This window comes from Rhizobium ecuadorense (assembly GCF_001187535.1).
In the GTDB taxonomy this organism is placed as follows: domain Bacteria; phylum Pseudomonadota; class Alphaproteobacteria; order Rhizobiales; family Rhizobiaceae; genus Rhizobium; species Rhizobium ecuadorense.
In genome coordinates this window covers 23,254-47,841 of sequence record NZ_LFIO01001480.1, presented here as the reverse complement: position 1 = coordinate 47,841, position 24,588 = coordinate 23,254, and the positions used below count along the sequence as shown (strand labels likewise).

The window sequence follows — 24,588 nt, the reverse complement described above, 5'->3', positions numbered from 1 at the left end:
AGGCATCATGGACCGCATGGCATCGGGATGGATCAATGGTTTTATGGGGGTGGTGATCTTCAGCGGCTCGCTGCCGGCCACCCGCGTGGCGGTGATGCAGTTCGATCCCGTCTTCTTGACCGTTGCGCGCGCGGCGATTGCCGGCATTCTAGCGCTTGGGCTGCTGATCGTTTTCAGAGAGAAGCGGCCGAGCCGGCGCGATATCCTCTCGCTTGCCGTCGTTGCCCTCGGCGTCGTGGTCGGTTTCCCGCTACTGACGGCGTTGGCGCTGCAGCACGTCACCTCGGCCCATTCCATCGTCTTCATCGGCCTGCTGCCGCTCTCGACGGCGATCTTCGGGGTGATCCGCGGCGGCGAGCGGCCGAAGCCGGCCTTCTGGCTCTTCTCCGTTCTCGGCAGTGCGCTGGTGGCGGGGTTCGCATTGATGCAGGGCCTGACGGCGTCACCGGTCGGTGACCTGCTGATGCTGGCGGCGATCGTCGTCTGCGGCCTCGGTTATGCCGAGGGCGGCCGGCTTTCGCGCACGCTCGGCGGCTGGCAGGTGATTTCCTGGGCGCTGGTTCTGTCGCTGCCGCTGACGGTCGCGGTCGGGTTTTTCCATCGGCCGGCGACATTTTCCGGCATCGAAACGCCGGCGCTGATCGGCCTTGCCTATGTCTCGCTGTTCTCCATGCTGATCGGCTTCATCTTCTGGTATCGCGGCCTGTCGCAGGGCGGCATCGCCGCCGTCGGCCAGCTGCAGCTGCTTCAGCCGTTCTTCGGCCTGGCGCTCGCTGCCACCCTGCTGCATGAGTCCGTGACATGGAGCATGCTGGCTGTGACGGTTGCCGTTATTCTGTGTGTCGCCGGTGCAAAGAGGTTTGCGCGGTAAGGAAAGAATCCCCTGACGGACGGGGCCGTCGCAGAGTTTCTTAACCGAGCCTGCTCACGCCTCTTGAATGTTGAAGCCATAGGCTCGCTCGACGAGCCCAACGCGAATTTCGTAGCGGCTGTACCAATCCGACCGGCCACGATTTTGCGCCTCGATATGGTCGACGACTGATTTCCAGGCTCGAATGCTGTCCTCATCCTTCCAATAGGAGATGAGTATGCCGAAACCGTCTGCGCCGCGCGCGCTTTCGAAGCCGAGATATCCGGGCTGCAGTTTTGCAAGTTCCGTCATCGCATACCCCATCTCGCCGTAGCCATCGTCGACCTTGGTTCGTTGAGAGGAAAAACTGACCATGTAATAGGGCGGTTCAGGTAAAGCGGCGATGGGCATTTCGGCTCCTCCGTTTGGCGTAGTATGGGACCATACGATCGCCGCACGGTTCGCACAACTTCGCCTCTCGCTGCGGCGATAATTCCACCCTTAGGCGAGGTGGGCGCCGTCGGCATCGGCGCTGCCGGGCCAGTCCTACGTCACAAAGCCGCCGCTCAATCGTCAGCAAATCGCCCCGTTACCGCCGCACCGTGCCCTCTTAAGGGCTCCATGGTCGCGACCTCGCCGGCCCTTGAGCGGCTGAGCGATCGACCGAGGCGGTTTTGCTGCCGATCAATCATGCACGTGAAAAGGAACGAATATGATCACTCGTGACACATCCCTGGCAATGATGACCGCTGCTGTCTTCAGCCTGCTGGCTTTCAGCCCGGCATCGGCTGCGGAGATGGCCCAGGCGCAGCAGCAGCCAGCTGCACAAGGTCAGGCGCCGATGCAGGGCCAGAGCGGCGGCACGGCGGCACCCGCAGCCGTCAGCGATCAGAAACTCGAGGCTTTTGCCGTTGCCTATCTGCAGGTCGACAAGGTCAGGCAGGAATATTCGGCCAAAATCGGCGCGACGAAGGACGAGGCTGGCAAGCAAAAGCTGCAGGAAGAAGCCAAGAAGCAGATGGTCGATACCGTCGAAGCCTCGAACGGCATCTCCGTCGAGGAATATTCCTCGATCCTGACGGCCGCGCAGAGCGACCCGGCTCTCGCCAAGAAGGTGCTGGAAAAGATCGGCACGCCGCCGCCGGCTCAACCGCAGCAATAGGCTTAAACCGAAACGAAGGGCGGGCGGGCTGGAAATCCACACGGCGAACGCTTCCCGCGGCCCGCCCCAATCCTGACATAACCTCACTTGGCGGGCACGACCAGCGCCTCGCCCTTGCGCACGATATAGGTCGCCAGCTCCGAAGCCTTGCCGTTGCCGACGTTCTTGGCCGAGTGCACTACGCCGGAGGGAATGAACAGGGATTGGCCGGCCTTGAGCGTCACCGGCTCCCTGCCTTCGAGCCGGTATTCCAGTGTTCCCTGAAGCACGAAGGCGATCTCTTCGCCGGGGTGTGAATGATTGGGTGCGAGAACGCCAGGGGCGAAATCGACGCGCACCTGAACGGCCTCGTGGCCGGGCACGTCGATATCGTTCCTGACGAGATCGGTGCGCTGGAGTGGTTGTTCTGCGTGCGCTGTCGCCGCGGTGCCGAGAGCGAAGGCGAGTGCCATAGCCTGGATCATTTTCATTTTGTCATCCTTCCTGAATTGACCATTGCCGGCTCGTTGGCCGCACCGGTATTTCAGTCGATGATTGAACCTGGGATGTGTCTGGAAACCTGCATTTTTGTAAGCGAGTGTATCCAGAACACGGGGGCTTGCAGGCACGACTTGACCGGCAACGGCAATCCCACCGACGCGCTTCACGTTCAAGCCGCCGACGTCGAGCCTCGGACACTCCCCAGCGTCGCAATATCCGTCACTCCGCCCGAGGATTCGAAGTCGAAGATCTTCTGGGTGACGAGCGCGGCAGCACCCCGGGCCCAGGAATTGTCCTCCCAGTCGGGCAAAAGCGGCGGAGCGGTGCGGAAGGTGCGGGCGGCGAGCGCCTGGCGCAGCGGCGTCAGGAAATGGTCGCCGAGGGAGACGGCTTCGCCGCCGGCGACGATGACTTCGGGGTCGGTGATGTTGACGAGGTTGGCGAGTGCGGTGCCGATGCCGCGGCCGGAAGCGGCGACGAGGGCGGTGGCGGTCGCGTCGCCTGAGGCGAGGGCTTCGCCGAGTTCCGGCAATCCCAGTTCATCGCGGCCGGTCGCCTCGCGCCAGCGGCGCAGCATCGACAGTTCGGAGTGATAGGCCATCAGGCAGCCGCGTTTGCCGCATTCGCAGAGCCGGCCGCCTTCCTCGAACAGCGTGTGGCCGAATTTGCCGGCAGCGCCATTGGCGCCGCGATAGAGCTTGCCGTCGATGACGAGGGCGCAGCTGATGCCGACGCCGACGGCGAGCACCGCCATGTTGCGGTGCTGGCGGCCGAGGCCGAAGAGCTGCTGGGCGATCGCATAGGCATTGGTGTCGTCCTCCAGCCAGACCGGCACGTGGACGCGGGCAGCCAGCAGCGAGGCCAGCGGCACGTTGTCCCATTGGAAGCGGTGGCTGCGCACGCAGGCGGTCTGCTCGTGGTTGATGACGCCGGGCATGGAGATGCCGATGCCGGCGAGCCTGGCATCCGGTCGGCCGGCGAGCTTCACCAGCTCGGGCACGGTGCCGGCCAGGAGATCGGCGACATCGTTCGGATCGTGGCCGGTGAGGCCGACCCGCATGGCGGCGACCGGGTTGGTGGCAAGGTCGGTCGCCACGCATTCCACCGAATCCACCATCAGCTTGAACCCGACGGCGAGCGCATGCTGGTAATTGATCTCGACCGGGATCGGCCGGCGGCCGGCGGGGCCGGGCACGGCCTGGCCTTCGATGACGATGCCTTCTTCCAAGAGGTCGGCCACGACGAAGGTGACGGCGGCCGGGCTGAGACCGATCACCGTGGCGATATCGGCACGGCTCCGCGGCCCTTCGCGCCGGAGAAGGTTGAGAATGAGGCGTCGGTTCATGGCTCTCGCCGTGGTCTGGTCGCCTTTGAGCTTCACGATGCATTCCTTAATTTTGTAAATTAATTATTGCGGGCTGGAATAATCTATGCATAAGTTCGGCCGCCGATCAACTCAGCCAAGCGGGATTATCGCTGAAATCGCGGGTGGATCGCAGTGTTGAAGCCGGGTCGGACGTTTCATGGGGAGGCGGCGGTCGGGCGATGTCGATCGATCAACTGGGAGGAATTCAATGGCATTTTTGAAGCAATTTCCGTCGACCACCCGCAGGCGCTTTCTGAAGGGCGCGGGCCTGGTCTCCGCCGCGGCCGTGACCGGCAGCTTCCCGATCCCGGCGATCGCGCAGGCGCAGGAAGTCACGATGATCTCGGCCGAAAACAATGCGGCAGCGCTTGACGCGCTGAAGGCAATCGCTGCCGGCTTCAGCAAGGAAGCCGGGGTCAACGTCGTCATCAACAATATGGATCATGAGGCCCACAAGACGGCAATCCGCAATTATCTGGTCGCCGGCGCCCCGGATGTCTGCTCCTGGTTTTCGGGCAACCGCATGCGCGCCTTCGTCAAGCGCGGCCTGTTCGACGATATCTCCGATCTGTTCGAGAAGGAAAAATACAAGGACGTGCTGGGTGCGACGGCCGGCGCCGTCACCGAAGACGGCAAGCAGTATGGCCTTCCGACAGGCGGCACGCTCTGGGGCATGTTCTATCGCAAGGACGTCTTCGCAGAGCATGGTCTGACGGTGCCGAAGACGGTCGAGGAGTTCATGGCCTATGGCGACAAGTGCAAGGCCGCAGGTCTGACCCCGATTGCGATCGGCACCAAGGAATTGTGGCCGGCGGCCGGCTGGTTCGACCAGATGAACCTGCGCATCAACGGGCTCGACAAGCATATGGCGCTGATGAACGGCGAGATGAGCTATCTCGATCCGTCGCTGACGGCGGTTTTCGACCAGTGGGAAGCGATGATATCGAAGGGCTTCTTCACCCCGAACCACACCTCCTTCGGCTGGCAGGAGGCTGCGGCCCTTCTGGCGCAGAAGAAGGCCGGCATGATGAACCTCGGCGCCTTCCTGCGCTCGGCCTTCACCGCCGAGGATCTGCCGCAGCTCGCCTATGCGACCTTCCCGGTGCTGGATCCCAAGGTCGGCCATTTCGAAGAGTTCTCGGTCAATTCGATCCACATTCCCGCCAAGGCCAAGAATAAGCAAGGCGCGCGCGACTTCCTCGCCTATTTCTACAGGCCGGAAAACCTGGCCGCCTATCTGGAGCCCGGCGGCAACGTGCCGCCGCGCAACGACCTGCCGCCGAGCAAGGACGACCTCGTCAACGTCGCCGTGGAGACGATGAAAACGGTGCAGGGCACGTCGCAATATTACGACCGCGACAGCGATCCGGACATGGCCCAGGCCGGCCTCGTCGGCTTCCAGGAGTTCATGGCCAAGCCCGACCGGCGCAAGGCCATCCTGACGCGGCTCGAGGGGACGCGGAAGCGGATTTATAAGATCTAGGTCCGGAACGTGTTTGGCGTTTGCCCCTCACCCTAACCCTCTCCCCGCTCGCGGGGAGAGGGGACTTGCCCCGCGAGACATCGGCGAGGGACGGAGAGGTCGCGGCTTGTCCCCTTCGCCCCGCGAGCGGGGAGAAGGTGGCGGCAGCCGGATGAGGGGCCGACTTCGCCGCTTGCTCTGTCGTAATTGAGGTCCTGAACATGCAGACATTATGGCGCCGCCAACGGTGGTGGCTTACCCCGACTCTGCTCATCGCGCCTGCGATCGCGCTGTTTTCCACCGTCATCCTGCTGTCGGCGGTCCGCAGCGTCTGGATCAGCCTGCACGAGTGGGACGGCTTCGGCCCGATGGTGTGGATCGGCCTCGGCAATTACGTCGAGCTCTACAACGATCCGCAATTCTACGTGTCGCTGAAGAACAATCTGATCTGGCTCGTCATGTTCATGGCGGCGCCGCCGATCGGGCTTGCCATCGCGCTGCTGGTCAACCAGAAAATCCGCGGCATGCGCTTCCTGAAGTCGCTGTTCTTCATTCCGCTGGTGCTCGCTTCGGTGACCGTCGGCGTCGTCTTCACCTGGGTCTATACGCCGGAATTCGGCCTGCTCGCGCTGATCTTCAAGGCGTTCGGGGCGGTGGCGCCGGCGGTGCTGTCCGATGAGCATTTCGTCACCTTCGCCATCGTCATCGCAGCGCTGTGGCCGCAGGTCACCTTCTGCATGGTGCTCTATCTCGCCGGCCTCAACAATCTGAGCGAAGAGCTGATCGGTGCCGGCCGGGTCGATGGGGCGCGCGGCTGGAACATGCTGTGGCACATCGTGCTGCCGCAGCTGACGCAGGTCACCTTCATCGCCATTGCCGTCACCGTCGTCGGGGCGCTCCGCTCCTTCGACATGGTGTCGGTGATGACCTCGGGCGGGCCGTTCGGCTCGTCCTCGGTCCTCGCCTACCAGATGTTCGAGCAGTCGATCTTCTCCTACCGCTTCGGTTATGGCGCGGCGATCGCCTCGGTGCTGTTCGTGATCATGGCCGTCTTCATCGTCTGGTATCTCAGCCGCATCATCCGAACCGAAGAGAGGGGAGGCTGATGTATCCTCGTCCCATTCCCGAGACCGCAGTCTGGCAGCGCCGTCTTTATGTGCTTGCCGTCGTCATCGTGCTGCTGCTGTGGCTCTGCCCGCTGTTTGCCATCGTTCTCACCTCCTTCCGCTCGACCGAGGATGTCATGGGCGGCAATCTGTGGGGCTGGCCGACCGGCATCGGCGTCATCGACAATTATACCGCGGTCTTCACCCAGACGCCGATGGCCCGCTATTTCCTCAACAGCCTGATCATTACCATTCCCTCGGTGATCGGCGTGCTTGTTCTCTCGACGCTCGCCGGCTACGTGCTGTCGCGCTACCGCTTTCGCGGCAACATGCTGATCTTCGCGCTGTTCGTCGGCGGCAATTTCCTGCCGCATCAGATCATGATGATCCCGGTGCGCGATCTGATGGTGCGGCTCGACCTGATCGACACGACGGCGGCGCTGATCATCTTCCACGTCGCCTTCCAGACCGGCTTTGCGACGCTGTTCATGCGCAATTTCATCGCAGCCCTCCCGGACGAGCTGTTCCAGGCGGCCCGCGCCGAAGGCGCCTCTCCGTTCCAGACGCTGGTGCATGTGGCGATCCCGCTGGTGCGGCCGGCGCTCGCCGCCCTCGCCATCCTGATCTTCACCTTCATCTGGAACGATTATTTCTGGGCCGTGGTGCTGACCGTCAGCGACAGCGTCAAGCCGGTGACGGCAGGCCTTGCCAATCTGCGCGGCGAATGGGTCTCGGCCTGGAACCTCATCTCCGCGGGCACGATCGTCGTCGCCGTGCCGCCCGTCGTGATGTTCTTCCTGATGCAGCGGCACTTCATCGCCGGCCTGACCATGGGGGCGGTGAAGGGATGAACGCGCATCTTTTATTTCAACAAGAGAGGGCCAGGACATGACCAGTCTCGAACTGCGTGAGATCAACAAGAATTACGGCAGCTATCATGCGCTGCGCGGCATCGACCTTTCCGTCGCGCAAGGCGAGTTCATCGTCATGGTCGGCCCGTCGGGCTGCGGCAAGTCCACGCTTCTGAAGTCGATCGCCGGCCTGGAGACGATCTCGTCCGGCCAGATCCTGATCAATGGCCGCGACGTCAGCCGCGAGGAGCCGGGCGATCGCGGCATCGCCATGGTCTTCCAGTCCTATGCGCTTTATCCGCATATGACGGTGGCGGAGAATATGGGCTTCGGCCTGCGCATGGCCAAGCGCCCGAAGGCAGAGATCGACGCGGCCGTGGCGCGCGCCGCCAAGATCCTGCGGATCACCGATCAGTTGGATAAGCGGCCGAAGCAGCTTTCCGGCGGCCAGCGCCAGCGTGTGGCGATCGGCCGGGCGATCACCCGCTCGCCTGAAGTTTTCCTGTTCGACGAGCCGCTGTCGAACCTCGATGCGGCGCTCAGAACCCAGATGCGCGTCGAACTCAGCAGCCTGCATGCCGCACTCGGCGCCACCATGGTCTATGTCACCCACGATCAGGTGGAGGCGATGACCATGGCAAGCCGCATCGTCGTCCTCAACCAGGGGATCATCGAGCAGGTCGGCTCGCCGCTGGAACTCTACCGCAATCCCGACAATCTCTTCGTTGCCGGCTTTCTCGGCGCGCCCCGAATGAATTTCCTCGGCGTCACCATCGACGAGGTCTCCGGCCGCCACATCACCGTCTCGGCGCCCGGCCTCGTGCCGGTGACGGTGGAATTGGCCGAGCCGACGACGCTCGCCAAGGGCGCCGGCCTGACGCTCGGTGTTCGCCCGGAGAACATATCGATGGTCGCCGACGGCGGGCAGGGCGGGGCGATCGAGGGGGAGGTGCGGCTCGTCGAGCATCTCGGCCGCGAAACCATTCTCTATGTCGATGCCGGCAATCTCCAGACCATCGCCTCGGAAAGCGGCACCGGCAACATCACCGTGCAGCTCAGCTACGTCGCGCCCTTTGCCGCCGGGCAGAAGGTGGCGCTGACGCTCGACGCCCGCGAACTCTATCTCTTTTCCCCAGATGGCGGCCGCACGATCAGCGCCCGCAAGACCATTCTCGACAGATAGGAAAGACCATCCCGTGTCCGACAAGACCCTCTCCGTATGGAACCCCGTCAAGACCGACCGCTTCCTGGTCGGCGCGCCGCATTATCCCGAGCATGTCGATGAAAGCTATTGGGAGCGCGATGCCGAGCGCATGGCCAAGGCCGGCTTCAATGTGGTGCGCATGGCCGAATTCGCCTGGCACATTCTCGAGCCGAAGCTCGGCACCTTCGATTTCGATCTGTTCGACCGCGCCATATCAATCCTCGCGCGCCACGGCATCGATACGATCCTCTGCACGCCGACGGCGACGCCGCCGCGCTGGCTGACCGCGGCCCACCCTGAAATTTTAAGGGTCGACGGCAAGGGCCGGCCGATGAGCCACGGCTCACGCCAGCATTGCGATACGGCAAGCCCGGTGTTTCGCGAGCACAGCAAGCGCATCACCCGGGCGATGGCCGAGCATTATCGCGGCAATCCGCATGTTGTGGGATGGCAGACCGACAATGAGCTGAACACCAGCATGCCGGAGAGCTTTTCCCAGGCGACGCTCAGCGAATTCCAGACTTACCTTGCCGACACCTACGGCGAAATCAGCAAGCTCAACCGCGCCTGGGGCGGCGATTTCTGGGCGACCGCCTATGACGGTTTCGATCAGGTGGTGCTGCCGATCGAGTTCGGCCCGACCTTCCCGAGCCCCGGCCACCTGCAGGATTATCACCGCTTCCTCGCCTTCTCCACCGCGCGCTTCCAGCACGACCAGGTGGAGATCCTGCGCGCGGTCAAACCTTCCTGGTTCGTCTTCCACAATCTCGGGGGCTTGAGGGATATCGATTTCCGCGGCCAGTTCAGCAAGGATCTCGATTTCGTCGGCTATGACATCTATCCCATGCTCTATGACGAGTTCATGCGGCTCGGCAACCACGCCAAGGTGCAGGCGCTGCATCTCGATATCTGCCGCGGCTTCTCCGGCAATTACATCGTGCCCGAGCAGCAGTCGGGCTTCGGCAGCCAGCCGGGCTTCTGCACGCTGACGCCGGAGCCGGGGGAACTGCGGCGCATGGCGCTTTCCTCGGTCGCCCACGGTGCCGACGGCCTGATGTTCTTCCGCTGGCGCCCGGCCCATTTCGGCGCCGAGATCTATTGGATGGGCATCATCGACCATGACGATATCGGCCGCCACCGTTATGAGGAGGCCAAGCGCTTCGCGACCGAGATGATCGCGCTGCAGCCGAAAATCCTCGGCACCTATGTGCGCATGGATGTCGGCATCGCCGGCTCCGATTTCGACAATCAGGAAGCCCACAAGACCTATCCGATCGGCCTGCCGAGCCCGCAGGACGATGCGATCCTCATGCATCAATATTGTTATGACCGCGGCATCGCCTGCGGCTTCATCCATCCCGAGGACGATCTCTCGAAGCTGAAGCTCTTCTATGTCCCGCATTGGGTGATGTGGAAGGACGAATGGACGGCCAGGCTCGAAGCCTTCGCTGAAGCAGGCGGCACCGTCGTCATCGGCGCCCGCACCGGCACCCGCAACGAGGATAATCACGTCATCCGCGAGACCGCGCCGGGCACAGCACTGTCGAAGCTGACGGGCGTACGCGTCGAGGATTTCGGCCGTCTGACAGCGCCGGGCGCCAACGGCCTGTTCGACGTCATGGAGCGCTCCGGCGGCCTCGTCATCCCGCCGAACAAACCGGCCGAATCCCAGCGCCGCCAGCGCCGTTTCAAGGTCGGCAACCGCGAAATCACCGCCGGCCATTTCTACGAAAACCTGACCATCGACAGCGATGTCGAAGTGATCGCCGCCTGGTCCAACCGCTATGCCGAGGGACAGGCGATGGCAACTTCCCGCATGGTCGGCAAGGGGCAGGTGGTCTATCTCGGCACCTATCTCACGCCTGAACTGACCGAGGCGCTCACCGAACGCCTCTTCCCCCAGGCCGGCATCGAACCGCTGGTCGGCGGGTTGCCTGAAGGTGTGGAGGTGACGATGCGGATGAACGACGCGCGGCGGCTGCTGTTTGTGCAGAACTATACCGACCAGCCGACGTCGATCGGCGGCGTGCCGGCCGGGCGGGATCTGCTGGATGGGGAGAAGCCGGTGAGGGGCACGCTGGAGCTTGGCGGTTATGGCTGTGCGATTGTGGAGTTAGAAGGGTGAGGCTAAGGCTCAGCGAGCCCGAAAACTGCCCCTCACCCTAACCCTTGCCGGGGTCGAGCCACTGGTCTCGACCCGTCCTTCGGACCCCCGTAAAAACGGGGCGAGGGGACGTGCCCTGCGAGAGGTTGGCGAGGGGCGGAGAGGTCGCGGCAAATCCCCTTCGCCCCGTTTACGGGGAGAAGGTGGCGGCAGCCGGATGAGGGGCAGGACTCGGCATAACGTTGGCCGTTGCCGGGCTTTACCGACGGCCAACATGCTTTCATCGCGACGTGCTTCAAGCCGCCACCACCTGCCGCCTCAACCCCCGCGTCACACCGACCGCAGTCACCGCCGACCCCGCCATCGCCACAGCGCTCAACACGAACGGGCTCCACCAGCCGACATGATCGAACAACAACCCGCCGGCAAATGCGCCTGAAGTGATGGCAAACTGGATGAGGGCGACGAACCAGGCGCCGCCTTCCTCCAGATGGTGCGGGATCGTCCGGGTCATCCAGGTCGTCCAGGCGGCCGGCATCGGCGTTGTCAGCAGGCCCCAGAGAAGCAGCAGGCCGGCCGTCGCCAGGGCGAAGGGACCGAGGCCGGTAAGCGCCAGGGCGACCGTCACCAGCACCGCCGGAAAGCCGATCAGCACATGCGCCATATGCGCGCGTAGGATGGCGGGGATCAGCGAGGTTGCGGCGAGGCCGGCAAGGCCGATGCCGAGCAGCACCAGCGAGAGCGTGTTGACGCCGAGATGGGTGATGTCTTCGAGAAACGGCCTGAGATAGGTCGAGAGCGCGAACTGCCCGATGAAGAACAGGATCATCGCCGTCATGCCGAGGGCGAAGGTGCGATTGCTCATCAGGCTGAAGGTCCTGCGGAGCGACGCGCTCTTGCCGCCCGGCATCCGCGGCAGGGCGATCGCCTGCCAGATGAAGGCGACGATGCCGATCGGCACGACGACGAAGAAGGCGCCGCGCCATCCCACGAGACCGCCGAGAAAACTGCCGAGCGGTGCGGCGATCACGGCGGCAAGCGCACTGCCGCCTTGAAGCATGGCAAGCGCCTTCGGCACGTCGGGACCGGCGGCGAGGCGGGCGATGATCGCCGTCGCGAGCGACCAGTAGCCGCCGATCGACACGCCGATGAGGGCGCGGCCGATCATGAACACCAGATAGTTCGGGGCAAAGGTGACCGCCAGGCCCGATGCCACCAGCACGACGGTATAGGAGAGGATCACCCGGCGCCGGTCGAAGCGCGCGAAGACCACATTGCTGAACAAGGCGGTGATGACGGCGAAGAAGCCCGAGATCGAGATCGCCTGGCCCGCCTGGCCTGCGGTGCTCGCCAGTTCGTCGGCGATCGGCGTCAGCAGGCTCACCGGCATGAATTCCGACGCGACGAGCACGAAGGAGGTCAGCATCATGCAGATGACGGCGCTCCACGGCGTCGTCCTGGTTTGCATTCTCATGTCGTGGATCGTGTCCATCGGGCTTTCACCTCAAAAGGGGCTGTGCGTGGAAACGGGCGACGGCCGAACCAAGCCGGCGTCGCCATTCCCTCGGTGAACCGGAAGGCGAATCGCGCGGAATGCCCGCCTCATTGTTGCGGGAGACAGATAGCACCCTTCGATAGATCGGATTAGCCGTTGCAATTTGCATGGACTTATCGAAATCGGCTATTAATGAGGCTGGATCGGAATGACTGGAGATATCGCCCGTGGCACGCGAGAATTTCAACGAACTGCTGCTTTTCCTGGCGGTCGCGGAAGAGCGCAGCTTCACCCGGGCCGCGGCGAAATTGGGCGTCGCGCAATCGACGCTCAGCTACGCCGTCAAGGAGCTCGAAGCGCGCATGGGGCTGCGGCTTCTTACGCGCACGACGCGCAGCGTGGCGACGACGGAGGCCGGCGAGCGTCTGCGGCAATCGCTTGCGCCGCGCATTTCCGAAATCGAAGCCGATATCGCGGCATTGATGGCCTATCGCGACAAACCGGCCGGCACCGTCAGGATTACCCTTTCGAACCACGCGATGGAAAGCGTGGTCTGGCCGAAGCTCGCCCCCGTCCTCGGCGAATATCCTGACATCAAGTTGGAGCTCAGCGTCGACAACAGCTTCCGCAACATCGTCGAAGACGGCTTCGATGCCGGCGTGCGCCTCGGCGAAAGCCTGGAGAAGGACATGGTCGCGGTGCGGATCGGGCCGGACTGGCGCCTGGTGGCCGTCGCGTCCCCGGATTATTTCAAGAGCCGACCGGTGCCGACGATGCCGCAGGAGCTGATGCAGCACAATTGCATCAACAGGCGTCTCGACAGGATCGGCGGCCTCTACGCCTGGGAATTCGAAAAGAACAGCGAGGAGGTCCGGGTGAGGGTGGAAGGACAGCTCACCTTCAACACCGATCGCGAAATGGTCCACGCTGCCCTCCAAGGCTACGGCATCGCCTTCGTCCCGGAGAGCTACGTCGAAACCCACATTGCCGAACGGCGCCTCCAACTCTTCCTCGACGACTGGACCCCCAAATTCGCCGGCTATTACCTCTACTATCCCAGCCGCCGCCAAAACCTCCCGGCCTTCTCAGTCATCGCCGATGCGCTTCGACAGAGAAATCCCTGATGCCGGAGCACCCGCCTCGTCCTTCGAGGCCCCTGCCGGGCGCTTCAGGATGAGGCCCTCTGGGGAGCTGGACGATCAAAAAACAACAACCTAAAAGAGATGAAGCCCAACCCACCTCTCGAAGGAGGAGAAACATGAAACGCATCGAGATGGAGGTGAGCGGCGGCTGCCAGTGCGGTGCCGTGCGCTACCGCGCAACCGCGATGTTCGACAATTCGCATCTCTGCCATTGCCGCATGTGCCAGAAAGCCTCGGGCAACCTCTTTGCCGCGCTCGTCGCCGCACCCGATGATGCGCTCACCTGGACACGCGGCAAGCCTGGCATCTGGAAGAGTTCGGAGCTTGTCGCGCGCGGCTTCTGCACCAATTGCGGCACGCCCTTGTTTTTCCACCACCTCGAAAACGGCCGCACCAACCTGATGATCGGCTCGCTCGACGATCCCAACGCCTTCCCGCCGCATGCCAATACCTGCACCGAGAACATGGTGGCATGGTTCGATACGATCACGGGCATAGAAAATACCGGCGCGACCGAAACCAACGGCGCCGACTGGGCTGCGGCAATCAAGGAGAGCAACAACCAGCACCCCGATCACGATACCGGCGCATGGGCGGTGAGGGGACGTGACGGCTGAGTCCATTGCGGCGGTACAACAGCAGGCGGAAGCAAAACCACGCCATCGCAACCGCCCCGTTGGTGGGCGCGGTATCCTCCAACCTCCCTCATCCTGAGGCGCGCAGCCCGAAAGGGCGGAGCCTCGAAGGACACGCTCCAACGCCGCTCCTTGCCTCCATCCGGCGTCGGCACCCGCCAACCGGCTTTCATGCCCTCGCTGTTACGATCCACACCGAGGCGACCAATTCCACTCTGGACGGATCGCCAAGACCGGCGAGGGCTTCTCGCAATTTCGGTTCGACCGCAGACTTGATCGATACGTTTTCGCGAGCGATTTTGCCAAGCGGGCCGACGCTCAGCAGCACGCGCGTCATCGCAACAACATCACCGCTCGTAACCGCCTCGTCGTAAGGCGTAATTGCGATATCCTTGAATCCCGCAGACGCAAGAACGGTGCGGACATAGTCGGCGTCTGAAAAGCTGAACGGGGTTTCGTCGGCTGGCGATTGAAATCCCGCCGAATGTAATGGGAATCTGTCCAGTTCATTGTCTCGAAGGGGCCGCCAACAACAGAATGCCAGCCTGCCCTCTGGCTTCAACAAACGATGGAAATTGGAGAAGGCGGCATCGGGATCACCGAATGACATCACGCCGAAACGTGAGAAAATCGCATCCACGCTGCCGGATGGCAAATCCAGCAGCTCAGCATCAGCTTCAATCAACCGTACGCATTCAAGTCCGCTCGTACGCTGACCGGCGATCCTCAGAAGCTGTTCTGCAATATCTACGCCGACGATCACTCCCTGCCGACCGACCCGCTCCGCCAACTGCAAGAGCGTTTGACCCGTCCCGCAACCGACGTCGATCACGGCTTCCGCAGAACCTAAGCGCAATTCCTCCATAGCTCGTAAGCCAAGAGGAGAAAGCTGCGGTCGATCAATTCGTACTCTTCGGCCCAGGCCTTGGCGTGCAGTTGCCGTGCGTTGCTGTCGATGGTGATCGTTTCCGTCATCCATTGGTCCGTCTTATAGTGGCGGGTTTGATGACTGTAGATCAGTCGACGCAATGTCCGCAATCTGGCGCAAAGCTGCCAGCGATTGGTCTTGCTGCGACCCAGGTGAGAGGCGGTCACGACAGGTCTACTTGCGCCGCGACGACAGCGCGGCACCCTCCAACATCCCTCATGCTGAGGTGCGAAGCCCGAGAGAGCCTCGAAGCACGCCGCAACGCTGCGTGTTGCGTCCATCTGCCGCCGAGCGCCCGCCTCGTCCTTCGAGGCCCTGCGGGGCACCTCAGGATGAGGCTCTCTTGGAGGCTTTGCCGCGAACGATCGGTCTTGCTGTCACCCGTGGTGAGAACCTCAAACGACATTACTCATGACCACCTCGATGCCCATCTCACTAATCCATTCACCATACCCAAATACCCACCATAAACCCTAATCCCACAACGCCCTGACTAACCCGCCCGAACCACCTCATTTCCCACCCCCACACCCCACCCATTTCAACCTTCCTTAAGCGACCGCTGATTAGCGTGCCCCCTCAAATCGAGGGCCTGTTCCATGTTTACCGTTCTGACATGCATCACCGAGCAGCATGATCTCACGCTGGTCGGGCTTGCCGGTCTGATCTGCTTTCTCGCCAGCCATTGCGCGCTCGTTCTGCTCAATCGGGCGACATTGTCCGAGGGCGCGGTTCGGTGGGTGTGGCTGGTGACGGCGGGGGCGGCGGGCGGTTTTGGCATCTGGGCCACACATTTCATCGCCATGCTGGCCTATGACCCCGGTGTCGTCGTCGGGTATCATGCCGGCTTGACGCTGGTCTCGCTGCTGGTGGCGATCGTGGCGACGACGGTGGCGGTCGCGGCCAAGATTGCCTATGGCAGGTGGGTGGCAAATATGCTGGCCGGCGTGTTTTTCGGCGCCGGCATCGGTCTGATGCATTTCAGCGGCATGCTGGCTATCGAATTCCCCGGTGAGATTTCGTGGGACGTGGGCTACGTGACGGCCTCGATTGCTCTCGGCGTCGCCTTTTCCATCGCTGCTTTTCGATGTGCCGACAGAAGCGGCCGGTCGACGTTCGGCCGGCTGGTGCCGACGGTTCTGCTGACATCAGGCGTCGTCGCCCTGCATTTCACCGCAACGGCGGGGGTGACGGTCACTCCCGGGATCACCGTGCTTGATCCCGCCATGCTGCTTTCGCCGGCGCTGATGGCAGTCACGATCGCCGCCGTCACCTTTTCGCTGCTGGCGGCGGGTTTTGCGGCCGCCATCTTCGCCGTGCGCTCGCAGGCCAAAACCGCCGGGGCGGAGCGCAACTTCAAGCTGCTGGTGCAGGGGGTGACCGACTACGCGATCTACATGCTCGATCCGGATGGCAAGGTCAGCAACTGGAATGCCGGCGCCGAGCGCGCCAAGGGCTATCGCGCCGATGAGATCGTCGGTAAGGATTTCTCGCTGTTCTATTCTGCGGAAGACCGCCGAAACGGCCTGCCGCAGCGGGCGCTTCAGACTGCGCGCAGCGAGGGCAAGTTCGAAGCGCAAGGGTGGCGCTACCGCAAGGACGGCTCCTCCTTCTGGGCCCATGTCGTCATCGACCCGATCTATGACGAGACCGGCGAACTGATCGGCTATGCCAAGATCACCAAGGACAACAGCAAGCAGAAGGCGGATGCCGATCGGATCGAGGAGGTCACCCGCAATCTCGACGTCGCGCTGGAAAATATCGGGCAGGGCATCTGCATGTTCGATAGGAATGAGCGCCTGTTGCTCTGCAACAAGCGCTATCTCGAGATCTTCAAATTTCCTGAGGGCTCGGTGCGACCCGGCATGGGCTACCGTGAGATTGTCGACGTCGGCTATGCCGCCCATGCGGAGGACGCGGCCGAGGCGGCCACGCAGGCCGAGGCGCATTATCTCAGGAACATGGCGCTGATCAGATCGGGCGCCGGCAGCGCGGTTCACAAATATCCGAGCGGCATATGCATTCAGCAGAATGTCAACATGCTCGCCAATGGCGGCTGGGTCGTTACCTTCGAAGACATCACCGATCGCCTGAAATCCGAGGAGCAGGTGGCCTTCCTTGCCAAGCATGATGGCCTGACCGGCATGCCGAACCGGCTGCAGTTCGGCGACAGCGTCTCGGAGGAAATGATGATCGCCGACCGGGTGAGGGGCAATGTCGCCGTCATCGGCATCGATCTCGACAAGTTCAAGGAGATCAACGACCAGCACGGCCACGGCACGGGTGACAAGGTGCTGGTCGAACTGGCGCGGCGTCTCGACGAGGCGCGGCAGGAGGGCGAGTTCATCGCCCGCTTCGGCGGGGACGAGTTTGCCGCGACCAAGCGCTTCGACGAGTTGAGCGCGTTGCACGATTTCATCGCGCGGCTGGAAAGCGCTCTCACCGGGACGGTCGCCATCGATGGCTTCGAGATCAAGACCGGCGCCAGCCTCGGCGTTGCGATCTATCCGAGCGACGCGGCAAGCGTCGACGGGCTGCTCGCCAATGCCGACCTTGCCATGTACCGCGCCAAGCATTCCCTGCTGCAGAAGGTCTGCTTCTACGAGGCTGCCATGGACGAGCATGCGCGCCGCCGCCGCGCGCTCGCCAAGGATCTCTGGGCCTCGATCGACCGCACCCAGCTGCATCTGCACTATCAGGTGCAGAAATCGGTGCGCACCGGCGAGATCACCGGCTACGAGGTTCTGCTGCGCTGGCGCCATCACGAACGCGGCAACATCCCGCCGATGGATTTCATCGGCCTTGCCGAGGAATGTGGCGCGATCCTGCCGATCGGCGAATGGGTGCTGAGAGAAGCCTGCCGGGAGGCGGCGAGCTGGAACAACAGCCACAAGATCGCCGTCAATCTGTCGCCGATCCAGCTCGGCCATGCCGATATGGCGGCCGTCATCTCAGAGATCCTTGCGGAAACCGGCCTGAACCCGCGGCGTCTCGAAATCGAGATCACCGAAAGCTCGATCATCGTCGACAAGGACAAGGCCTTGCGGACGATGCGGGAGATCAAGGGGCTCGGCGTCTCGATCGCCATCGACGATTTCGGCACCGGTTATTCGTCGCTGGAGACGCTGCGTTCCTTCCCCTTCGACAAGATCAAGCTCGACAAGAGCTTCATGGCCGAGGTCGAGACCAGCCCGCAGTCGAAGGCCATCGTCCGCGCCATCCTGGCGCTCGGCCGCAGCCTGGAGGTGCCGGTGCTGGCGGAAGGCGTGGAAACGCAGGCGCAGTTGGATACGCTCTCTGAAGAACAATGCGACGAGGCGCAGGGCTATCTACTCGGCAAGCCGCAGGCGATGGGCGAGCCGGCGGTCGAGAAGGCGGCCTGAGGCGCGACCCCGCCTTGCGCGCCGGACGGCGCGTCAGGTGGCTGCCCGTTACCCTAACCCGACCGGAGTCGAGGCCGGTGGCTCGACTCCGGTCGGTGCCGGCAGGTGGATGAGGGGCATCCCTACCGATCTCTCAGAGCACGTTTTGCGCCCCGAAAATTGCTCAAAAAAAGAGAGCATTCCGTTACTCAGACAGAGACGGAAATGCTCTCATAGTCTGGTGCGCAGCTGTAACCGAATCGGCGGCGCACCTCACGCAACCCACTCGTGGCTATTCATCTGACGTCGCCGGCGCGGCGTCCTCAAGTGAGGTGCGGATCTGATCGATCTTGCCGTTCGCTTCGCCCACGCCGAGAATGTTTTTGGCTTCTGCCAGGACCGCTGGGCTCACCTGACCGGATTTCGTTGCGGAAGCCAATGCGTCCTCCAGCGCCGCGTCCCCCAGCAGAGGGTCGGTCGCTGCGGGCTCGATTCCGTTGTCGATTTCATATTGGGCGTAAGCCAGGGCATAGGCCGAGATGGCCGCCATGCGGGGGTCCGACGTATGCATCAACGCCCTGTAATTCCGCTTCAAGGAGTTCAGGCCCGCAAGCTGCGCCGACAGGTTTTTCTCTTTTGTGGCGGCGACCCTGTCTGTTTTGGCCGATTTGGACTTGCCTGCCGCTTCCGAGGATTTGCCTTTGAAGCCTTGAGAGTTGGAGTTGCCATGGGTCGAGCCGCTGCCGTGGTTGCCGCTGCCATGGCTGCCGCTGTTTCCATTGCCGCCTCCATTGCCACCACCGTTGCCGCCGCCGTTACCACCGCCATTGCCACCACCGTTACCACCGTCCTTTGCCAGTGCGGCCATGTCGTGACCTGCAATCGTGACCGGGCCTGCGGCAAGAGCCAGCGAGAGCACAGTCAGGGACGCTAAGGTTGCTATCCGCATGGTTTTCCTCCGAATGAGATCAATAGGCGTCGTGCAGTTCACGACGTAAGCAGTTGTGAAAGATTAACCGCGGATCGCGCATTGCACATCGGACTGAGGTCCAGTGAGAGGCCCCGGCCTATGGTCTTAGAGGAAGCGCTGGGCACGATGGGTGCGGCTTCGTCCGCTGGAGGGTTGAGGAGGAGGAGGTGGTATGTTCTACACCGATATGAGCGGAGGATTGGGCGGAGACGCCACCTCACACTCCCTCATTCCTGTGCTCGTCACAGGAATCCAGTGCGCCCAAGTCCTTGGGCGCGAAAGACTTTTTCGGCGCGACATGATTCATTCACGGCGCGGACGCGCCGTGGCTGGATTCCTGTGACGAGCACAGGAATGAGGGAGGAGCGCGCGATATTACGAACGACCTGCAGCCACGCCCCCCAAATCGATCCTATCGTTTTGACTCCACCAGATTGGCCGTGACGATGGCCGCCAGCAGGCAGACGAGAACCGGCCCCCGCGCCGCAAATAGTTCCTCGCCCCCGCTCACGCCAAGCGCAAATCAAGAAGCGGATGCAGCTTCTTCAGGTTCGGCAACGACTTCGCCTGCCAGGGATATTGGTGCGTGCCTTTGACGACGAGCAGCAGGTCGCCCATTTTCCTGGCTTCGATGGTCAGCTTGGCCAGGAGATTGATGCCGGAGGAATTGAGGAATTCGAGGCCGGTCAGATTGAACGTCACCTGTTTGTGCCCGTCGTGGAGCAGGCCTGTTATCAATGAGTAGATCGGCGCATAGGCGTCCGGTCCGGCCAGGCGGAAGACGCCGTCGAAATAGACTTCGTTTTGTTCCGCCCATACACGGAAGTTTTCGTCGCTGATTTCCATTCTTCGCTCACGGATTGGAGGAGGGCGGCATTGCCACGGCTGCAGTCGTCGTCAGTATGATATGTTCAGCATTATTTTCTTCGAATGCCCATGCCATTTTTGCGTCGTAGTCGCTGAGAAGGGTCAGCAAACCCAAGCCCGAACCGCTTGCAGACGATATGGCGTTGGTTTCGATTTGCTCAAGGAGAAGTTCCCCGGGATCCTTCGATTGCAGGCGATGCAGCAGTTGCTGAAAGCGCGAGGCTGTTGCGCCATCGATGGTATTCCTTACCCGTATCAAAAAGCGTCCCTCGGATATGCCGGCTTCGATGAGGATCTCGCCGGGCTGGCGAAACTTGACGGCGTTTTCGATCAGCTCGTTGCTGAGATAGCCGATGTCATGATGCGCCTGCATGTAGGCTTTTCTCGACCGTGAGAAGGGCAGGGCCATGACCTCGGCTATGAAGTCGGCCGTCATTCCGGAGTGCTTCCATCCAAGCTGAAGCGGTCCATCGGTCAAGGTGAGGCGCGTGCCCGAATCCAGGCTTATCTCTGTCAGAGATTCAATGCCGTATACCGTTGCCCTCATGTCTCACCTGTGCCGGACTGCGAGAAGCGTGATGTCGTCGTAAATCTTCTGCGATCCGATGAAGAGCATCAGCGTCGCGACAATTTCGGCAACGATTTTCTCAGCGCTCAGATCCTTCAAGCGAACGGCTTCGCGGCACAGGCGTTCCATGCCAAACAATTCTCCGGCATCATTTTCGGCCTCGGTTACCCCATCGGTATGCAGGAGGATGAGATCCCCCTTTTCGAAGGCGATTTGACGGGTTTTGATGAAGGTTGAGATATCGGCCTCCAGCCCGATCGGTATGCCCAGATCCATGGTGTCGATGCGTTCGACCTCGCCGTTTGCCCTGACGACGACAACTTCCTCGTGTTGTCCCGACAGGATCATCTCTTTTCCGTCGTAGTCAAGAAACGCCAGAGTGAGGTGCTTATCGATTTTCGTCCTGACGATATTCTTAAACAGGGCGCTGTTCAGATTCGTCAGAAATTGCACGGCATCGGTGTTGCCGGCTTCCTGCAGGGCGCGGGCGACGGACTGAACCATCAGCATCAGCACGCCGCTTTCCAGCCCGTGCCCGGTGACGTCGCCGATGCCGATCTTCAAGCGGCTTCCGTTCTTCAAGACGTCGTAATAATCGCCGCCGACTTCCTCAGCCGGTCTCATATAGGCCGCGATCTCGAGCGCCTGAAAGTCCTCGAGTTCCTGATCGAGCGGAAGAACCATCAGCTGGATTCGCTCTGCGACCGCGAGTTCCGTTCCAAGACGTCTGTTTTCTCGCTGCAGCTGGGCGTTCAGCGTCGAGATCTCTTCCTTGGCATCTTCAATTTGAGCGGTTCGCTCTTCGACCAGCTGCTCGAGATTTTCGGTGTGATAGCTGATCTCTTCGGCCATGCGATTGAACGCTTCACCGGCCTCGCCGACTTCATCCCTGCTCGAGATGGCCACCCTGACCGAATAATCCTTCGTTTGAATGCGTTTGGCAGCACCTGCCAATGCGCTGATTCCGCTGGTTATTCGTTTCGAGGCGGCAAATACCGCGATCGTCACGATCAAGAGGGACATCAGGATCGCCAGAATCTGGTAGAGCACGATCCGGTTCGTCGCCTCTGAGATCTTGGCCTGGGCGGCATAGAGCGAGGCATCGATTTCGCGCTCGGGCACAACAACCCCGAGCAGCATCGCCTCCTGCCGAACCGGGCCGCTGGACCAGAGATTGGTCGCAGGCAGTTTCTTGACGATGACGATATAGGGGACCTCGCTGCCGTCCTGCTGCAACAGCAAATGCTGAATGCCCTGTTCGCGGTCCAGCGCCAGTTTGGCGATCGCAGGCTGAGAGCTTCCCTTCAGCGAGCGCTCGAGGCCGGTCACACCGGTTCCGCTCGCATCGCTGGCGGAACGCAGGCCGAGCGTTTGTTCGCCGGTGCTGTTGATCGCGACGACATTGCCGTCGGACATTGCCAGAAACCCAAAGCCGGATTGCGCCACTTTGACATTTTCGACCGTCTGCGCCAGCTGGTCGAGCGTGATATCGGCGCCGGCGGTGCCTGCGACATCCTTTCTGTCGGCTGTCCATAGCGGATGAAAGAAACTGACGATCAGCTTGCCGGTAATGGCATCCGTATAGGGCGCTGTCTGGGTGATGTCGCCAGCGACCGGCCGCGTCTGCATATCCTTGGCCCAGCCCTGCCAGGACTCGTAAAGTCCCGGGAAAAAGAAGTCCCAGAAATTGGCCTCGTTATGGCCCGGATAAAGGCGGTCGAAGGTCTGGGCCTGGTCTGTATAGGGCGCCGTTCGGAAGATCGGCCGTTCTTTCGAGCCGATGTAATACATCTGCAGCTTCGAGGCACCGTGCTGCAGCAGGCTCGGCGCAACAAGATCCAGAACCGCGCTGGTGCGAATATCGTTCTCGACGTCGGGTCTTGGCTTCTGGTCTTGTCCGAGCAGGTAACCCCAGACGCTCACGACCGAGACCGAGCCCGGAGCGTTCTGAGACCACTTGCCCTGCTGATCGTAGGAAAGGCTGACGCTGCCGGGCGATGTGCGGGCGATTGCCGCGCCGACGTCCGAATTGCGCGCGGGATCGTCGATCTGCGCCTGGAGCACGCCTGCCAGCGTGCTGACGTCGCTATGAACCTGCCGCAGCAGCAAACTCACCTGTGCCGCGGTCGAGTCAGCATAGGTGCGGATATATTCCTGGCTTGCCGCTTCAAGACCCTGGCCGACCTCGAGCGTTGCGTCGCGCGACAGCCTCTGAACGTTCCAAAGCGCCAGCCCGCCGCTGACCAGCAGGTCGAAGAGGACTGCTCCGCCGACGACCAGGATGAACTTTGCCCGAAAGCCTATTCCTGCCGGGGTCTTCGGTGATCTCGCGTCCATCACAGTGGCTTTCGCCCGGAAGCTGCCCAGATCGGCCAGCCTGCATAACCTTTGGGGTGAAGGGCGGCAAAGACGTGATCCTTGAATCCTTGCCGGAACCTGCGGATAAAATCCACGGAGTCGCCGCGCCGCACCGCCATCTCGCCGGCATAGACATTTTCCCAGGCTTCGATGATGTCGGCGAAATCCTGAGGATCCCCATCGAGGTTCGTCACCATGAAGCAATCGACCTTGATATTGTCGAATCCCGCATCGGCAAGGAGATGGCGGCTTTTCGGCCCCATCTCGACATCCATGTCGAAGTGCTTGAACAGTTTGGCGACCTCCTCGTAGGTCCATTTGATCGTTTCCGCATGCGGCTCGCCCAGGCAATGCGAATTTTTTTCGTTGGTGATGTAGACCCGGCCGCCGGGCTTGCAGATGCGGTAAAGCTCGCGCAGCAGCATCTCGGGACGGTTGAAAATCTGCAGCGAATGCCGGCAGGTGACGAAGTCGAACTGATTGTCCCGAAGCAGCATCTGGGAGGCGTCGCCATAGGTGTACTCTATCCCCTGCAGGTCGAAGTCGGCAGCGACCTTGCGGGCATAGTCGAGGCTGCGCACGGAATGATCAAGCGCCACAAGCCGTTCCGGTTTGAATTCCCGTTGAACCAGGGCGGCGAAATCACCAATTCCGCAACAGATATCCGCCATGATAAGACCGTTGCGCAGTCCGTGGCGCGGCAGTAACTCGCGTTCGTGCCTCCATGTCATTTTCGTCTGGGTGCGCAGAATGGGAATGAAACTCTCATCCTCGACAAAGCTCTGGCCCGGATAAAAAGCCGAATCGTAGACTTCAACCGCCAGGTTCGGCTGCGATGCCGCCAGGGTCTGGAACAGCGAAGTCGACCAGGCGACGACGCTCGACGTAATGATGACAATCTTCCGCTCCGGCCTGGTCCGGCAGTGTGCCGTCAGAATATCGGACAGGGCTGAGAAAGCGGTCATGTTGATGTGCGTCAGACGTTTGACGTTCAGGTAGATGACGCCGCTGTATTTTTCCAAGCTTTGCCGCACCAGCTTGAGGGCGTCGCCAATCTCGTTTGCACTTTCGGGCCGCATCTTGCCGGACAGCAGCAGCTCCTGATTTGTCGGATCAAAATGGACGGTGAAGGGCAGCGGAAGCACATTCATTGGAAATCCTCGGCGGAGGGGAAATCCGCGATGATTTGAATCCCTTGGGCGCCGTTCTTCTCAATTCGGATAGCGGCGCGGAATATGGTTGCCAGATCGCTGAGCAAAATCGCCCCATCGGGCTTCAGGTCGGATCCGGCGCTGAGGCGAGACTGGCGTTCACTTGACCGCAGACCGGTGCTCTCGCGGTCCTCGCGGGCAAAGGCAATTCGCAGCCGGTTGGACGTCGCGCTCCGATAGAGGCTGAAACTTATCCTTCCCGGCTCATCGGTCGAACGGAAAGCAAGTTCAATGAGCTCGTTGGCCGCGACGGAAAGAAAATTCGAATATCGAGCCGGATCGCTGTGACCCTGGCCGAGAATGTCGGCGAGATATTCGGTAATCCTGTCGCAAAACTGCCATTGAGACTTGAACATCGCAACATTCAGTTCCAGCGACACCATCGGCGCCAATGCATGGTCATCGAAGCCAGATGCTTCCTCTTCCAATACAGCCTCCATCAGTCAAAAAGCACGGCGAAAATCGGT

At 61.8% G+C, this 24,588-nt stretch carries 22 protein-coding genes; 10 read left to right on the top strand and 12 right to left on the bottom strand.

All coding sequences use genetic code 11. The features are described from left to right. The first annotated feature begins 7 nt into the window (after positions 1–7). Positions 8–871, top strand: a complete 864-nt coding sequence (locus AF337_RS30905) for a DMT family transporter (protein ID WP_049735158.1) — start codon at positions 8–10, stop codon at positions 869–871. Positions 872–925: 54 nt separating this feature from the next. Here the strand turns inward: AF337_RS30905 and AF337_RS30900 are convergent, their stop codons facing one another. Beyond that, positions 926–1,261 (bottom strand): antibiotic biosynthesis monooxygenase family protein, encoded by a 336-nt coding sequence (locus AF337_RS30900; RefSeq protein ID WP_049735157.1) that lies wholly within the window; start codon positions 1,259–1,261, stop codon positions 926–928. A gap of 301 nt (positions 1,262–1,562) precedes the next feature. On the opposite strand from AF337_RS30900, the gene AF337_RS30895 reads away from it, so the two are divergent. Next, positions 1,563–2,012 (top strand): DUF4168 domain-containing protein, encoded by a 450-nt coding sequence (locus AF337_RS30895; protein WP_049735156.1) that lies wholly within the window; start codon positions 1,563–1,565, stop codon positions 2,010–2,012. 83 nt (positions 2,013–2,095) lie between these two features. Here AF337_RS30895 and AF337_RS30890 read toward each other — a convergent pair whose 3' ends face one another. Both AF337_RS30890 and AF337_RS30885 read right to left on the bottom strand, forming a co-directional pair. Further along, a complete protein-coding gene (locus AF337_RS30890; protein ID WP_049735155.1) occupies positions 2,096–2,482 on the bottom strand; it encodes a cupin domain-containing protein in 387 nt (128 codons plus the stop codon). Positions 2,483–2,661: 179 nt separating this feature from the next. Continuing rightward, positions 2,662–3,873, bottom strand: coding sequence for an ROK family protein (locus AF337_RS30885; protein ID WP_049735154.1), 1,212 nt, complete (start codon positions 3,871–3,873; stop codon positions 2,662–2,664). A 193-nt stretch (positions 3,874–4,066) separates the two neighbouring features. Between AF337_RS30885 and AF337_RS30880 the strand changes: the two genes are divergently transcribed. From AF337_RS30880 to AF337_RS30860, 5 genes are all read left to right on the top strand, one after another. After that, entirely contained in the window at positions 4,067–5,341 is a 1,275-nt protein-coding gene (locus AF337_RS30880) for an ABC transporter substrate-binding protein (RefSeq protein ID WP_049735153.1), read from the top strand. 200 nt (positions 5,342–5,541) lie between these two features. Continuing rightward, on the top strand, positions 5,542–6,426 hold the full coding sequence (locus tag AF337_RS30875) for a carbohydrate ABC transporter permease (protein ID WP_049735152.1): 885 nt from the start codon (positions 5,542–5,544) through the stop codon (positions 6,424–6,426). After that, positions 6,426–7,277, top strand: coding sequence for a carbohydrate ABC transporter permease (locus AF337_RS30870; RefSeq protein WP_049735151.1), 852 nt, complete (start codon positions 6,426–6,428; stop codon positions 7,275–7,277). The genes AF337_RS30875 and AF337_RS30870 overlap by 1 nt, the downstream gene beginning before the upstream one ends. A gap of 37 nt (positions 7,278–7,314) precedes the next feature. Then, complete coding sequence (locus AF337_RS30865; RefSeq protein WP_049735150.1) at positions 7,315–8,460, top strand: ABC transporter ATP-binding protein; 1,146 nt, start codon at positions 7,315–7,317, stop codon at positions 8,458–8,460. 13 nt (positions 8,461–8,473) lie between these two features. Then, entirely contained in the window at positions 8,474–10,606 is a 2,133-nt protein-coding gene (locus tag AF337_RS30860) for a beta-galactosidase (RefSeq protein ID WP_049735149.1), read from the top strand. 274 nt (positions 10,607–10,880) lie between these two features. Here AF337_RS30860 and AF337_RS30855 read toward each other — a convergent pair whose 3' ends face one another. Next, positions 10,881–12,077, bottom strand: coding sequence for an MFS transporter (locus AF337_RS30855; RefSeq protein WP_049735148.1), 1,197 nt, complete (start codon positions 12,075–12,077; stop codon positions 10,881–10,883). A 230-nt stretch (positions 12,078–12,307) separates the two neighbouring features. Between AF337_RS30855 and AF337_RS30850 the strand changes: the two genes are divergently transcribed. Then, positions 12,308–13,204 carry a LysR family transcriptional regulator gene (locus AF337_RS30850; protein ID WP_049735147.1) on the top strand — a complete coding sequence of 299 codons (897 nt, stop codon included), beginning with the start codon at positions 12,308–12,310 and terminating at the stop codon, positions 13,202–13,204. A gap of 134 nt (positions 13,205–13,338) precedes the next feature. Continuing rightward, on the top strand, positions 13,339–13,839 hold the full coding sequence (locus AF337_RS30845) for a GFA family protein (protein ID WP_049735146.1): 501 nt from the start codon (positions 13,339–13,341) through the stop codon (positions 13,837–13,839). A gap of 187 nt (positions 13,840–14,026) precedes the next feature. On the opposite strand, the gene AF337_RS30840 is transcribed toward AF337_RS30845, so the two are convergent. Together AF337_RS30840 and AF337_RS46140 are read right to left on the bottom strand one after the other, a co-directional pair. Continuing rightward, positions 14,027–14,722, bottom strand: a complete 696-nt coding sequence (locus tag AF337_RS30840) for a class I SAM-dependent methyltransferase (protein WP_082336892.1) — start codon at positions 14,720–14,722, stop codon at positions 14,027–14,029. Further along, the gene (locus tag AF337_RS46140) at positions 14,704–14,832 is read right to left on the bottom strand and encodes a hypothetical protein (protein WP_280138877.1); all 129 of its coding nucleotides are present in this window, start codon (positions 14,830–14,832) and stop codon (positions 14,704–14,706) included. The genes AF337_RS30840 and AF337_RS46140 overlap by 19 nt, the downstream gene beginning before the upstream one ends. Before the next feature lie 552 nt (positions 14,833–15,384). On the opposite strand from AF337_RS46140, the gene AF337_RS30835 reads away from it, so the two are divergent. Continuing rightward, positions 15,385–18,168, top strand: a complete 2,784-nt coding sequence (locus AF337_RS30835) for a bifunctional diguanylate cyclase/phosphodiesterase (protein WP_049735145.1) — start codon at positions 15,385–15,387, stop codon at positions 18,166–18,168. A 271-nt stretch (positions 18,169–18,439) separates the two neighbouring features. Here AF337_RS30835 and AF337_RS30830 read toward each other — a convergent pair whose 3' ends face one another. The 6 genes from AF337_RS30830 to AF337_RS30805 all read right to left on the bottom strand — a co-directional run bounded on the left by AF337_RS30830 (position 18,440) and on the right by AF337_RS30805 (position 24,549). Next, on the bottom strand, positions 18,440–19,096 hold the full coding sequence (locus AF337_RS30830; protein WP_049735144.1) for a hypothetical protein: 657 nt from the start codon (positions 19,094–19,096) through the stop codon (positions 18,440–18,442). Positions 19,097–19,624: 528 nt separating this feature from the next. After that, positions 19,625–19,963: a slr1659 superfamily regulator gene (locus tag AF337_RS30825; RefSeq protein WP_049735143.1), complete on the bottom strand. Its 339-nt coding sequence runs from the start codon at positions 19,961–19,963 to the stop codon at positions 19,625–19,627. Positions 19,964–19,970: 7 nt separating this feature from the next. Continuing rightward, the gene (locus tag AF337_RS30820) at positions 19,971–20,531 is read right to left on the bottom strand and encodes a slr1658 superfamily regulator (protein WP_049735142.1); all 561 of its coding nucleotides are present in this window, start codon (positions 20,529–20,531) and stop codon (positions 19,971–19,973) included. A 3-nt stretch (positions 20,532–20,534) separates the two neighbouring features. Beyond that, the gene (locus AF337_RS30815; RefSeq protein WP_152971249.1) at positions 20,535–22,889 is read right to left on the bottom strand and encodes a SpoIIE family protein phosphatase; all 2,355 of its coding nucleotides are present in this window, start codon (positions 22,887–22,889) and stop codon (positions 20,535–20,537) included. Further along, a complete protein-coding gene (locus tag AF337_RS30810; RefSeq protein ID WP_049735140.1) occupies positions 22,889–24,061 on the bottom strand; it encodes a methyltransferase domain-containing protein in 1,173 nt (390 codons plus the stop codon). The genes AF337_RS30815 and AF337_RS30810 overlap by 1 nt, the downstream gene beginning before the upstream one ends. Beyond that, entirely contained in the window at positions 24,058–24,549 is a 492-nt protein-coding gene (locus AF337_RS30805) for a hypothetical protein (protein ID WP_049735139.1), read from the bottom strand. The genes AF337_RS30810 and AF337_RS30805 overlap by 4 nt, the downstream gene beginning before the upstream one ends. Positions 24,550–24,588 lie beyond the last annotated feature (39 nt).